Genomic DNA, 13,421 nt, shown 5'->3' with positions numbered 1-13,421 from the left:
CCACACCACCATAGTGTTCTTGTGCAACCCCGAAGGGCAGGTGGCTTTCGCCACCTAAACGCACCATGATTGTTGTTGGTTGTCTGGTTCAAAGAGCTGGGAGTCTTTCGACCCCCTAAGGAACCACACCACCATAGTGTTCTTGGCGATAACCCCTAAGGGCGGGTGCCTTTCGGCACCCTTTGAGTCACACGCCATGTGTTCTTGTCCTTCCCCCTAAGGGGTGGTGGCTATCGCCACCATAAGGCACCATACCATTTTGTTAGCCTGCTTGGACATCCGTCCCAGCACCTATAAATCAATTTGAATGACCGTCTGGTTCCGTATGTACGCCTTCTCAGCCTAACCAGAAACTACTGAGGGGTAACAACAGTGTCGGTTCGCGACCCTGTCCTGCGTCATCTGGATTTACGATCCAGTCCATACACACTTCTCTATCCAACATAATCGAAAAGAGCGGCCATTCAAATTAATCGATAATCATCGCTTGCGATGTGAATAATCTGGGTCATCCCATTTTTCCTATTATACACACCTCAAAACAAAAGTCAATATTAAATTTCGCTAAGCGCCGAAATCATTACAGGATGCTCAGTTGTTGTAACAACCTCAACAATAACATCAGAACTCATTGAAGGGTCGTAATCAACCTCTTCGCCATCTTCAATATCTTTACTCTCCAGCTTCTCTTGTAACTCCTTACCAAAGACCAGGGCTACATTGCTTTTATCTAGATACTCACGAAGAATCTCTTCATGTTCTGGCTTAACGAATTTGACTGTTGTACTCATAACTGGGCATCTCCGCTTCGTTGTGTATATTTATACTAAAACATTATTTTGAAGTCAATAATAAATTGCAAATAATTTTCCAGATGCTTCTTTTTTGCTCGCTTTAAACAACTGTTGTCCGATTACTATCACTCCAGATACTGTTAAGGCGAGATAGGGTATCGAGTAGACCACAATTTGCTTTAGTTTCATCACGATTATTTTTACTTTTTAGCTTAACAACCGTATTAACTTCGCTTTCAACTGAATATGTATGCTTTAGACTCTTATACAACAATTGAGTAACCTCAACAGCACCCATTTCAATTGCGTTAAATGCCTCAGCCTCATTGTTGGCTTTAAATGTAGCCTTAACAGCATGACAATGATAAAAACGAGGATACCCAGTTACTGAACTGTTGTTTTTTAGTACAGTTGGTAGGGCAGCGATCATAAAAAGAAACTCTTTAATTATTTATGTTTATTATTATACATTAATTCGGTTTTAGGTCAATGCCATGATTTGCAGTGAGAGGAAAAAGTGCAAAATTTTCTAGTTAAATATATTACCTTAGAATTTTGCACTTATGAGGTGGTAAAAAAACGCCATCTCAGAGATGGCGTTTGAAGTTCATTTTTAGTTAACATCTCCAATGAAGAGAAGGTAACTTGCAAGATGATTTATCATGTCCCTATCATATCCAAGGTCTTCCTGGATGGTTTCCCATCTTGAAACTATCGCACTGTGGAACAAGCTTCCATCTTCATTCTTTGCGTAAGGAAGTAATTCACTACCATACCCTTCCCGATAATATCTCTCATAGGACTCCTTAAACTGCTTTTTAGAGCCAATCTTTCTAACTGCAACCCAGTATTGAGGTCTTTGGTCGTTAAAGCCTCTCTGATGCCATCTGATGAGTTCTTCGAAAGCAGTAACCTCATCAGGAATGCAGAACCGCTCAGAAAAACCATCCATTGTATTCATAGATAAATCGAAGGCAATTGCTGTTGTGGCAAACAACTGATGTAATCCGCTCATTGTTTCTGACTCTGCACAGTACAAAGGCACCTTGATAGCCCAGTCATCAAGGGATTCCTTATACTGCTCCAGTATATGCGCTGGTGGCTGATTAGCCTTGTAGTAGGCTAAACATGCCTCAAAACGTTCATCTTTAGTCATGAATCAACAGCCCTATGGAATCTCAAATATTGCAAATAATATATCTATTCTGAACATAAAAAAAGGCTCCGTAAGGAGCCTTTTTAAAGAAATACTTGTTAAAGAATTGATTTCTGAATACCAGTATCAAATGCTTCGCTAGTATTCTTATCTGAGATAACCTTACACTTATCGTTTAGGTCAATATTCGGAAAACCGAATAAGTTGTACGCAATTTTACCAGGAAATGAGCGCAACTCGATCTTATAGGTTGAACAAGCATCCTGAAGACTATCGCGTTTAACATGGAAATCTCGACGCATTCCCTCGATGTATGCCGATAAATCAAGGTATAGCTGATCATTCATTGAAGGGTTATGCTCTTTAATCCACTTCATTGCCAATCCTTGCTCATTAGCACTACGGCTACCGATAGAGACGCGAAGTTGTTCCGTAAAGTCTTCCGCGTAAGAATCTTTAACCTTGGCCTTTTCAAGAATTGTCATTGCACCATTACTCAACAGTGACTCACTAGACTTATCTAGCTTGACAATATTTTCTTCCATTGTGACTGCTGTATTATTGTACGAAGCAAATGATGCAATGCCACCAACAACAGATAGAACAATCAGCCCTAGAATAAATACCAGAACCATTGTAGCACTACCTTTTACGAATTTAATTTTACTCATGATACTCTCTTAAACTATTTGTTTGATTTTGGTTTACTGGTTGACTCTGCTTATCGCCAGCCGTTATTAAGTCCATTCACTCTTTCACGATTTTGGTTTCGTGATAATTTGAACGATAGAAATGCGCTACAGATCATGCTGACAAGGATTGCGATAAAGATACTTGTCCAACTAATAGGTAAAGCTGCCAATTGGTAAATCTCGTTTTCCATCGCATGGCGAGAAAAGTTGTTCTTTGTTACATCTAGAATACTGTTAAGCACCTTATCCGAATCAACTTTTAGGTCATAGCCTAGCGTTGCTTGACGTAACTTAGCAAGTAAGACTCCGTTACCCATGCCATTCATGAAAGTTGAAGATCTAGACCAAACCACTTTTCCATCTTTGACACCCATGACAATAAGAATGTCATTTTTTCGCCCACCTTCCCAGTTATGAATCAGTGATTCGAAAAATGATGCTGGTTGATCCGTCACCACAATCACCATGTTAGCTTGCAGCTTTCCACCTAAAGTTCGGAACTCGTTATTCAACTTTTCGTTCCACCCACTAGTCAATGAGTACGTTAGACTCGGGTTTGTGTGTAAAACTCGGTTCACACGGTAGTAATCATAGATTGTAGGATATTTAGGTACAAATTCTTGGTACTGTTTAGCTTGTTCCTCGGAGTAACCAAATAACGAGATTGTGTTTGCCTTTACATAGTTCAAATAAGTGTGGTTAATACTAGCAGGCTCACCAATAACCACTTTTTTGAAGCGCTTAGGCTCGATTACGCCCTGAGAATCTTCACGATCAATTGTCAGAGTTCCAACAGTAGTGTAAACGTCCCAATCGTAATCCCAACTATGTTCGTACTTCGTTTCACACTTTTCACCGTCAGAAGTCTTTTTACATACTTCATAAGAGTGTTCACATGACACTGTATTTCGTTTCTTTGCAGTTACTTCACCATTAAGAATCTCAGTTTCTGAAATCCCGTATAGTGTGATTGCACCTAGAGTAACAACAACCACGATTGAAGAGATAACAGCATTAAGAGCAATTTCTCCTTTAGTAATCTCATGCTTGAATTTGTACTTGCCTAGTGCCACTGCAAAAGCGACAACAATGAATAATGGCAATGAAGCCATAAAGACTTTATAGAAGATGATGCTCATAAAAATCTCTTTTATTTTAGTTCATTCATGTATTGAACACTAAATCCATTTGATGTTTCTCATAATACATTTTGGTGCGATTCAGTCAAGCAAAATTTAATGTTTTATTTGATAAATAAAAAAGCCTGAATGAACAGGCTTGTTTTCTTACATCGGTGTCAAAGTATTGCTTTGCGATATTGCTCAGCTCTTCGGATGTCGTCCTTGCCGTGTGTGATATTTTTATTAAATTCAATATAAAAATCTACAGCTTCAATCTCATCCTTAAATTGATAAATCTTGATGTCAAAAGGACATACAGAAAGCACTCTATTCCGCAGATCACTTTCTAAAAGCTCACTAGCTGTAATTGTCTCACCTTGAATGCAGAACTTCATATCCTGGTCACTCAAAAATCGCGAGATTGCGGTGATACGCTGTAAACCATCAAGAACAAAACAGTTTGTCTTTGTATCATCCAAAGTGTACAGGCAAATAGGGGAGCCTTTGTAACCTTTGAGTATGTTTAAGATATAGCTATGTTGCATTTCACAAGACCACTTATCATTATCTCTTTGAAAAGGCGGTACGTGCGCAGCAACGGAGGCGATATTTGATTTAATAACATCAGGGTGAAGCTCATCAAGGCTCTTTTCTCGGAGCTTAATATGAGAGTCCCTGTCACAAAATCTGGCGATCATGTATAGAGAGTTTTCCAATTCAGTACCGCAGCTATAAGCAGGGTAAGTGAACGGATTATTCTTTAGAACATGGTGAAATTTTGAAAATTTATCATCCATAAAATCTATCTTCTTTAAAATGAACAATCAACACTGGCTGAAGAATCAACTGAAACAGGTGATGAATCAAAAGCAGGAGCCGAAACATCTGGGATAGAAATACTTGAAACATCAAAAATTGAAGTATCTAAAATAGAGTTCATGGCAGCTTCAAGATTTGGAATGTCCACATTCAGATTACCCATATCGACTCCCATAGAGCCAGCATCTAAACCCTGAATATCATCTTTGAAAAGCAATGCTGGAACATTGTCTGAACCAATATCGTTAATCATCATCAATAGAACAAAGTTCATACCTGCATCAGTACTAAAGTCGTAGTGATTGTTACGTAATCGGCTTTGTTCTTGAAATGACCATTTATTTACTGAATCAAATACCTTTTTAGCCTGATCCATTTGAGATGAAAATGCCTTTTCATCAAAATCAACTGGTTCTCTTCCCACGCGTGATTTGGCTTTGTTAAGCTTTTCTAATGGCTCACTCAATTCATTCAGAATCAAGTCAATGTTAGATAACTGAAGTTTCAGTGATGAAATGACCTTTTCAATGAGATTCAGCTTGTTTCTATATGACCTTAAACGCTTGAAAAGATGCTTCTCAGATAACGCCTCGAATAAGTCCTTTTCTTCGTTAGTTTCCACAATACGTTCAAGAAGCGAATGGACTAAGCACTCATTACCCATATTGTATTTGATACCATCAATAGACAACTTAACACGAGATACCAAACCCTCTTGCTCGTCAGCTCTTACAATAGCTTGGTCAAGATCATTCTGTAATTGGTTGTACTCGATAATTTTCGCTTCATTTTCGTCAAATAATTGAGCTACTTTTTCAGCAGACCCTTCTGGGTCGGTATAAAAATCGACATCTACCGATCCCATAGCAGCAAGAATACAATCAATGTGAAATAGTGTCGGTGAAATTAAAAACTTCTTAGTTTTAAATGCCTTATCAAAAAATCCAATCTCAGATTGTTTAACAAAATCTTTAGTCGATGGAGAATAATCTTCCATCAATGAATTGTACAATCGTAGCACCATTGATAAGCTATTTAGGTTAGCGGCTAACAAAGATCGAGAAGACTGATTTAATTCTTTTGAGTTTTTCTTAGCCTCAGCGAGTTCCTCATTTACCTTTGATAACAAACTTAATTGGGTCTCTAGTTTTTTTTCACTGGTCTTTAAATTGATGCTTAACTTTTCAAAATGCATAATTTCTGGTTTGGTGTTTACACCGAACTTTTCAGAAATAGCTTTTAGAAATTCTAAACCATCAAGATCTGGGAATTCCTTTAGAATTCGATTGGTAACACTTTCTGAAATTCGAGTAAGACGATCTTTTTCAGAGGTTTCAATCATTTCGAAATTGCGAATGTTTTTTGACAGACCATCTTTTAAATGTAAGAAATGTTCGTGTTCAACATCGAACATTTCATAAAGCTCATTATAATTCATTACGTTTCTCATTAATTAATTAAAAATGACTGACCCCAACTTGAAGCCAGTCACTTTCATCTTAGCCTAGAGTGTAAACACTCATTAGGTCTTTATCATCATGGTCTTCTTCATGGTCTGTGATAATCGCCCAGCCAGAATCAGAGTAAGCTGATTCACTCATCTGAGCCTCACCAATAGATTCGATAAACACACCATGAATTTGAGCTGTATTAATGTGATCTCCATAATCACTACAGTAAGCCACCTTAAGGTCGCCCTTACCGCTTTCAATCAGCTTCTCAAGCTCGATTAGCAGCTCAGAAAGAAGAAATGCATCATCGATATCACACGACATATCTTCGTTTAGCAGAACAACCTTCTCAAAGTCTGTTTCAACACTTGCCACTTTGAAGCCTGATGCTGAATACCCTGTTGTATCAATGGATACAACGGAAACACCTGTGATAGGCATTGCTTGCCATGTTTGCTGTCGATCACCGTAACTGCAACCACCGAATACACGAGGGTTGCTAGGAACTTCTGAGTTAATCTCTCCAAACATTTCATTTTCTGAAAATGCTGAATTTGCTTCATCAAAAAGTTCTTTTACAGTAATTGAATTAAATTCAATAGACATAAGTTTCCCCTTAATCATTATCTTAATTATACACTGTTAATAGTATAGGTCAATTAATTAATTAAAATAGACTTAGGGTTTCAGGAGAAAAAGAATAAAGCCATTGCTTAACATCAACCTCATCAACATGGCATTCAAATCCAACAATACCATCAAATTGAGGTCGTCCTCGATTGACCACATCCAGATAATCAAATAGAGGCTTAGTCTGTGATGCGCTGAAGAATTCACAAACATTGTCTGAATCATAGTCTCCCCCGAATTCGATATCGATAAGCGACTGAATGACCTTTTCAAGACGACCATTAATCAGTTGTTCGTGGAAGTAAGGAGCTGCATCAAACTCAACTCTTTTTTGCTGATCGTCACTATAGCAGACAGCCTGAACCTCAATACGTCTTTTGTATTGATTTTCACTAGCGTATGCAGGGTCGCTACCATCCATTCGTGAAAGATCAATATCTTGAGGCCAATCAGAATGCGGACAAGTAACATCAATGCAGTACCCGTCACTTCTCAGTTCTGTGCCGCAGCGGTGGCATGATGGTGTAGTTTTATCAGTAGTATTAGTTTTCATGGTGTACTCCTTGTGTTTTTCTTCATTATATATAACTGAGTACGAAAGTAAATGATTATTGACTAATGATCAGAAATACATATAATGGACACATAAACAAGAAAGAAGGAAAACACACCATGAATAACACCACCAACCAACTTGACCAAGAACTTTGTTTTGTTTCAGATAAGCTTGAGCTTTTATTTGCAGTCGAGCTTGTTCTACCAGGATTGCACACTGTCGAAACGGCAGTGAATACCATTCAAGATGTACATTTTGATGATCTAGGCGGCTCAGGATTCTTTCGCTTAATGTCACCACATTCGAAGCACCACACGCCTGAGTACGTTATGAATGGTGATCACATCATCGACAATCTAAGTGATCAAGAACTAAAAGAAGTACTCGACTATTCCGTAATTCAAAATGCTGACTCAACCACTGTAAAAATCATTCTTAATCGTATTGAATTCGAAAGCCTAGAAGAAGAGTACGAAGCTTTATTCTATGAATTTGAAGCATTTGCTGAAACTGAAAAATGTATCAGTTGGAAACAATTGCCGCTGAACTTACCAGCAAAGTATGCCCTAGTAAATGTTCATTATTCTCAAAGCAATGAACAAGTTCACATCGAAGAAATTAAGTTTTCGGAAGCAAACCTTCTGGATATGGCTAAAAGACTTAATGAGCTTCAACATGTAAACAAAAATGAAAAAGTAGATTTCTTAATCCTAAAAGAAAACTCAGAAACAGTAATCGCACAAGGTTCTATTGAATTAAGCGAAATCGTATAATTTTAACAAAACATCAAACTACTATTTAATGTGAGGAAAAATAAACAAATGAAAAAAGCTCGTAAATTTATCAAAATCAAATTACTGATTATTAATTTACTTGTTGGTACAGGCGCTGTTCATCTAAAAAAGCACGATCCTCACATTCATGATAGAACATATCGCCACAAGCGAAATCAAGATATCTTTTTGGTGTTAAAACACGTATAGAAAACCGCCTCTTAGTTGAGGCGGTTTTATTTATTCTATTAAATAGAATGCGGACTGATGTTCATATATGCTATACAGTAAAATCATTAAAAGAGCATATGAAATGGTCATTAAAATAAAATATTTCACTATGACAAAAGGTAAAGGTGGAATACTTAACATCACATATAATTCTTCGATAAAGCCTAAAGTTAGTGATAATTTAGATCTTGTAATCCTCAGCAAAACAAAAGATGAGATCCAGTTTTTCGGAATCAGCCAAGATACGAAGAACATTATTGTTAAAGCAAATGAAATAGTACACATTGAAACTACCAACCGAAGTGGTGGAGCGCCAATCTTCGTATTTAAATAAAAAAGACAGGCAAGCCTGTCAAAAACAATTGAGGTTCTTTATGGCTCGTCCTGAACCTGAACCTGAACATGAAAATGCAAATGAAAAGGCAAACAGAGAAGCGGAAGCTAAAGCATTAAAAACTCTTGCAGGGTTTGCTCAAAAAGATATCAAAGAAGGTCGCACAATTTCTAGCGGTCAATTAAAGGATAGACTGGCAGCTAGAAAGCGCACTACGGAACAATAAACAGACAAGCCCCGATTGGGACTTGTTTTTCTTTAAGCTATTTCACTTGCTTAATTGCATCAGCAAGATTTTTACCGCCTCTAACGATAGTGAAGATATTGATTAGAGCAGTTAAGCGCTCTTCAAAATCATTACCTGGTAAGCTACCGTGACCTGCTTTTTCAATGAGAGAGAAAGCAAAATCAACCTCAGGCTCAAAATCGTCACCATCATTGTCTACGTTTTGAATTTCAGCTTCCAATGCATGAATAATTGTTTCAAAACCATCAGAACGAACAATAAACTCAAAAATATTTACACCACTCTTTGACGGGTCAATATTTTTGTTAATGCTCGATTTTTCTAGGTTGTTAGAGATAATATCAGGCGTTAGACACAGCAATTTATTTGCTTCATCCACTTCATTTTCATCAAGCAGTTTGGTGATTGTTTTGGCTGCTACTGTCGGTTCAGAAATAAACTCATCAACAATGGCAGACAAGCGCTGTGCTTCAAACAAGGCTTCCTGTGTGGCTTTTGCAATCATCACCGCTTGACTGCCCGTAAATGAACAACCGCCATGACCGATACCCATTACAGAAACGCGGTCTTTTGTTGGGTGCTGAACATCTACTGAGAAGCTCACGCTGTGAAATTTATTTTCGAAAGGATACACATTACCTCTTAAACTCATATGTAGCTTAGATGAGCTAATTTGGATGCGTGACTTTAACATCCCTGGTGTTTTGTATTTAGCGGTGTATGACATGGTGATTTCCTTTTTTCTATAAGCGTTTCAATTATATAACATCATGAGGTGGAGTCAATTTTTTTATAATTATTAAATAATTAAAATATTGTTGACCGTGATTGCAGTATATGTATAATAAGAACAAATAAAAGGAGAAACCACCATGAACAAAACAACTTCAAACATCATTGAGTCTTTCGTTAATCAAATGCTTGAGCAAGGCTGGACTTTATCAGATCCAGACTGCCTACAGTTCACAATCCTTGATAAAGAGACTGGTGAGGTTACTGTAGCTCAAGTGGACTATTCTGAGCACATGATTGAGTCTAACGGAAAACCAACTGTCAACAAATCACCAGAATCTGTTGAGGAATTGGTTGATTCTCTCGTTAAAGAGACATTCTATATCGGTGAAGACGATATCGCTGATTATGCAGAAAACCAAGGGGTAGACATTTCAGATTATGATGATGATCAGAATTCTTTACTTGCTGTGGTTGCAGAAATTAAATTCGAAGAATCTCATGTTTGCATGATGCCAGCCGCGTAGGGTTTAACTTATGTCCACACATCCAAAAATGCATCAGCTATTACAGTTAATGAATAAATCCGCTTCTTTTGAAAAAGGTTGCGAGCCTGATTTTGCCATTATCCCTGATAAGGATGGAATGGACACAGAGAACCACTATGGTGAGCAAGAAGACATATTCATTGACTTACTCCTTGGCAGCGATGCCAAGGTATTCAAAGTCCGTCCAAATGAATCTGTGATTGTATGTGATCTCCCATTAGGAAACTGCCATTCAAATGTGCTTCAAGAAGCAGGAGAGGGTGACACCATTTTCACTGGATTTGCACAAGTTGCTTATCCTGATGGTAGTGGGGGTGATTGGTTCCCGCATTCTTGGTTGACCGATTCAGAGGGTAAGCTAGTTGAAACTTTCTCCAACGCATTCCCAACATATTTCGGTGTGGCGTTAATTGGAGACAATCTAGATCTGTTTAAGGATTACACAAAAAACCTCCAATACTGATTTCCAGTTATTTTTTAATTGACTAATTAATTCATGTATAGATAATAATTAAAAACTTGAATAAGGCATAAAGAATGGACAACCATAAAAAAATCGATAGCTACAACCGATTTGCAAAAATGAAGAAAGAGAAAATCCCTGCAAGTAAAACCAGCCCCCTTGCGCAAACTCTTATCCTCATTTTGAAAGAAAAAGACTACAAGTCTGCATGTAAAAGCTACAGTAGCCAACGCGCATTTTGGGTCGCATTAAGTAATCTTCTGCTTGAGCTTCGAAATCATAAGCTGGCGCTTGAAATGGCTCATATTCGTGAAGAAGTAATGCTGACAGCTAACGATCATGAGTTCCAATCGATTGTTTCTCAGATTCAGTCATTACGTGGCGAAGCTTACGACCTAGTAACCTTGTTCAATGATGGTGAGTACTGCAACACTGTATTCCGAGAAATCTGGGATCTGACTGAGCGCTACTACATTCGAATGAAAAAAGAGCTAAATATTGGCTAATTAGTCATTATTTATATCAGAAACCGCCCTCATCGAATGGGCGGTTTATATTAATTAATTAAATATTCGGATATAATAAAAAGAAAAGGTTTTATTATGTCTACACCATTAAAAAGCACTAAGCTAATCTTAGAAACAGTAAAAACACTGTCTCACATTCAACAAAATCACAATCAGAGTACAAACCCACATGAGCGTGACTTTGCAAACTCTATCGAACAATTGTTCAAAGATCTGAATCTCACAGATGCCGATATAAATACACCTGATGGCAGATTAGAGCATGAGAAAGCTCTTTTTACCTACATCGTCAACGACAACATTGAATCCAATATTTCAACTTATGAAGATCGTGTAAATCAACGTGATATTGATAAACAGAAAGAGTTGAGAGAAAACATTGTTCATAATATCCATAAGCTGAATTCAGTTGTGCCAGATATCAACCATTTGACCGCATCTGGATTACATGCGAAATTCTTTGATATTATTCACGGGCTAGATTGTGAAAGCGACCAGAATAAGGCGCTACATAACTTTTTACACGAAATAGTAAAGTTCTCTGTTAAGTCTCAACCTGATTACGCCCAAAGTTCGGAAGATTTATCTGAGATTGCAAAGGGGGCGCTATCCGTTGCCTCATGGGGGAATATTCTCCTTGAACACAATTTACCATTAAGAAGCTCTCTGAATAACCTACAAACCAGTGGTAGCTATTCAAACGGACAATCCCGAATCTTTTATGGCAGTGATGTTTTCGCAACACTCCTGGTTGACCTAAAAGGTAAGAACGAGGACTATTCAAGCATGGGATACATTACAGGCATTGTTGAGCATGGATTGGAAAGTGATGCTAAGCTGCTATCACTTAAAGAGCTTTCAGGTTTGAATATCAGGATTTCCAGCGACATTCCAAAGCCTGAATCAAGTGACGCTTTCGCGGTAGCAAAAGCAATGAACCAGCTCTCTGACAAACACCCATCTATAGAGCCAGTTAGTAGAATGGTTAAAGAGTACAATAATATTCTTGCTACTTCTATGATTGGATACAAGCGATACTACGGAAGAGACTATGAGCAATACATGGATAACTCTCCATCAATATAAAAAAACACCCCATTCTTATGGGGTGTTTTAACATTCATTTCTAACCTATTTCTGCTCATCCTCAGGAGCATCAAAATTACTTTTACTCTCTGATTTAGAATTACTCTTAAAGTATTCGAGATCTCGAACATTCTTTTGCACTACGATTGAGCTAAACAAGCTCATGACAAACGCAATACCAAAAAATCCCTTCTCATTTAGAAGAAGTGTATCCACATTGTAAAGACCGATGAACATTAAAGCGCAAGCAATAATTACACAGAATATGTTCAGATTCTTATATGCCGAAGTAACTTTTAAACCTTCGGATTCATCTCGAATGGTTTTTTGAAGCGTGATAACGCTAAATAAACCAAATACCAAAACCACAAAGTAATACCCTTTCTCATTGAATTGAAGGTTTGCATTTATCAATCCGATCAAATAGGTGAATACTCCTATACCCAAAGCAACCAATGCTGTTAATACATATGGTCTGGTAGGTGCCAATGACTTATCCATGATTATTTCCTTTATCAATTTAATAACATACTATCAGGAGCGAATATCAATAACAACAAAAATCCCTATACTGAGAACAATATAGGGCGTTATTGAGTTAATCTATTTTCTAAGTCATGCCGTTCACATCTTTGCGCATGTATCCTTTAACTGAGAATGGACAGCTTTATCAACTTTTAAACCCAAAGCTACCTCTCGGTTATACATTTCTAAAGCTGATTGATAATGCTTTCTTTCTTTATCATCACTGCTTTCTTTGTTTAGCATATGCTGAGTAACTGTTAGTTTCTCATATTCAACAGAGCAGCTAGGAATAAGGCTTTGAATATTATCCATCTTAATCTCACGAACTAAACCAAGTTTAGAGGCGAGATTTGTTAGAATGTAAGCATAGTCAGAATCGACAAACTCTTTTTCAACTAGCAGCTTGACATATTTCTTGCTAGCGTTTGAAATCAACGAGTTTTCAAAATTAAATGTAAAATCTGAATTCATGGTAAGGTGATATACATTCGCATCATAAATAGCTACCACTTTTCCATTTTTTACTAGGCAGCTACATGAAATAACTTCGCATTCAGTATTGTTGATTAGATCTTTGTATGTTGATAAGTCACAAGCTTCCATTTTAGATAAAGCAATTTTCTTTAGCATTCCATTTTTATTATCGAACAAATAAAACTTATTTTTCAAAGAAGCTCCTTCCTTAAGCTCTCTGATCTTTTTATCAACAGTGATTTCAGAATTCATTTATAATTTT

General features: G+C 37.3%; 19 protein-coding genes. 7 read left to right on the top strand and 12 right to left on the bottom strand.

Annotation, left to right across the window (positions count from 1 at the left end):
• Positions 1-554 precede the first annotated feature (554 nt).
• From AACT42_RS15285 to AACT42_RS15245, 9 genes are all read right to left on the bottom strand, one after another.
• Positions 555-791 carry a hypothetical protein gene (locus AACT42_RS15285; RefSeq protein ID WP_021486313.1) on the bottom strand — a complete coding sequence of 79 codons (237 nt, stop codon included), beginning with the start codon at positions 789-791 and terminating at the stop codon, positions 555-557.
• A gap of 103 nt (positions 792-894) precedes the next feature.
• The gene (locus tag AACT42_RS15280; RefSeq protein ID WP_094133561.1) at positions 895-1,224 is read right to left on the bottom strand and encodes a hypothetical protein; all 330 of its coding nucleotides are present in this window, start codon (positions 1,222-1,224) and stop codon (positions 895-897) included.
• A gap of 183 nt (positions 1,225-1,407) precedes the next feature.
• Positions 1,408-1,950 (bottom strand): hypothetical protein, encoded by a 543-nt coding sequence (locus AACT42_RS15275; RefSeq protein ID WP_094133562.1) that lies wholly within the window; start codon positions 1,948-1,950, stop codon positions 1,408-1,410.
• Between the two features lie 98 nt (positions 1,951-2,048).
• Positions 2,049-2,621, bottom strand: coding sequence for a LemA family protein (locus tag AACT42_RS15270; protein WP_217899637.1), 573 nt, complete (start codon positions 2,619-2,621; stop codon positions 2,049-2,051).
• A 50-nt stretch (positions 2,622-2,671) separates the two neighbouring features.
• Complete coding sequence (locus AACT42_RS15265) at positions 2,672-3,781, bottom strand: hypothetical protein (protein WP_094133563.1); 1,110 nt, start codon at positions 3,779-3,781, stop codon at positions 2,672-2,674.
• Between the two features lie 158 nt (positions 3,782-3,939).
• Complete coding sequence (locus AACT42_RS15260; RefSeq protein WP_094133564.1) at positions 3,940-4,560, bottom strand: DUF262 domain-containing protein; 621 nt, start codon at positions 4,558-4,560, stop codon at positions 3,940-3,942.
• Between the two features lie 14 nt (positions 4,561-4,574).
• Entirely contained in the window at positions 4,575-6,020 is a 1,446-nt protein-coding gene (locus tag AACT42_RS15255; protein ID WP_094133565.1) for a hypothetical protein, read from the bottom strand.
• Positions 6,021-6,081: 61 nt separating this feature from the next.
• Entirely contained in the window at positions 6,082-6,639 is a 558-nt protein-coding gene (locus AACT42_RS15250) for a hypothetical protein (RefSeq protein WP_094133566.1), read from the bottom strand.
• Positions 6,640-6,700: 61 nt separating this feature from the next.
• Positions 6,701-7,216, bottom strand: coding sequence for a hypothetical protein (locus AACT42_RS15245; RefSeq protein WP_094133567.1), 516 nt, complete (start codon positions 7,214-7,216; stop codon positions 6,701-6,703).
• Positions 7,217-7,335: 119 nt separating this feature from the next.
• Here AACT42_RS15245 and AACT42_RS15240 point away from each other — a divergent pair, with 119 nt between their 5' ends.
• The 3 genes from AACT42_RS15240 (at position 7,336) to AACT42_RS15230 (ending at position 8,783) form a co-directional block, all read left to right on the top strand.
• Entirely contained in the window at positions 7,336-7,992 is a 657-nt protein-coding gene (locus AACT42_RS15240) for a hypothetical protein (RefSeq protein WP_094133568.1), read from the top strand.
• 313 nt (positions 7,993-8,305) lie between these two features.
• Entirely contained in the window at positions 8,306-8,557 is a 252-nt protein-coding gene (locus AACT42_RS15235) for a hypothetical protein (RefSeq protein ID WP_094133569.1), read from the top strand.
• A 40-nt stretch (positions 8,558-8,597) separates the two neighbouring features.
• Positions 8,598-8,783 (top strand): hypothetical protein, encoded by a 186-nt coding sequence (locus tag AACT42_RS15230; RefSeq protein ID WP_094133570.1) that lies wholly within the window; start codon positions 8,598-8,600, stop codon positions 8,781-8,783.
• A gap of 37 nt (positions 8,784-8,820) precedes the next feature.
• Here AACT42_RS15230 and AACT42_RS15225 read toward each other — a convergent pair whose 3' ends face one another.
• Positions 8,821-9,531 (bottom strand): hypothetical protein, encoded by a 711-nt coding sequence (locus AACT42_RS15225; RefSeq protein ID WP_094133571.1) that lies wholly within the window; start codon positions 9,529-9,531, stop codon positions 8,821-8,823.
• A gap of 145 nt (positions 9,532-9,676) precedes the next feature.
• On the opposite strand from AACT42_RS15225, the gene AACT42_RS15220 reads away from it, so the two are divergent.
• The 4 genes from AACT42_RS15220 to AACT42_RS15205 all read left to right on the top strand — a co-directional run bounded on the left by AACT42_RS15220 (position 9,677) and on the right by AACT42_RS15205 (position 12,160).
• A complete protein-coding gene (locus AACT42_RS15220; RefSeq protein ID WP_094133572.1) occupies positions 9,677-10,063 on the top strand; it encodes a hypothetical protein in 387 nt (128 codons plus the stop codon).
• A 10-nt stretch (positions 10,064-10,073) separates the two neighbouring features.
• Entirely contained in the window at positions 10,074-10,547 is a 474-nt protein-coding gene (locus AACT42_RS15215) for a hypothetical protein (RefSeq protein WP_094182934.1), read from the top strand.
• Between the two features lie 74 nt (positions 10,548-10,621).
• Positions 10,622-11,053, top strand: coding sequence for a hypothetical protein (locus tag AACT42_RS15210; protein ID WP_094182933.1), 432 nt, complete (start codon positions 10,622-10,624; stop codon positions 11,051-11,053).
• A gap of 96 nt (positions 11,054-11,149) precedes the next feature.
• Positions 11,150-12,160: a hypothetical protein gene (locus AACT42_RS15205; RefSeq protein WP_094133424.1), complete on the top strand. Its 1,011-nt coding sequence runs from the start codon at positions 11,150-11,152 to the stop codon at positions 12,158-12,160.
• A gap of 45 nt (positions 12,161-12,205) precedes the next feature.
• Here AACT42_RS15205 and yiaA read toward each other — a convergent pair whose 3' ends face one another.
• Positions 12,206-12,661 (bottom strand): inner membrane protein YiaA, encoded by a 456-nt coding sequence (gene yiaA / locus AACT42_RS15200; protein ID WP_085762126.1) that lies wholly within the window; start codon positions 12,659-12,661, stop codon positions 12,206-12,208.
• Between the two features lie 123 nt (positions 12,662-12,784).
• Entirely contained in the window at positions 12,785-13,411 is a 627-nt protein-coding gene (locus tag AACT42_RS15195; RefSeq protein ID WP_094133423.1) for a hypothetical protein, read from the bottom strand.
• Positions 13,412-13,421 lie beyond the last annotated feature (10 nt).

The sequence above is a fragment of the Vibrio sp. V15_P4S5T153 genome (assembly GCF_963874485.1).
Taxonomy (GTDB): Bacteria; Pseudomonadota; Gammaproteobacteria; order Enterobacterales; family Vibrionaceae; genus Vibrio; species Vibrio anguillarum.
This window is presented reverse-complemented; position numbering and strand designations above follow the sequence as displayed.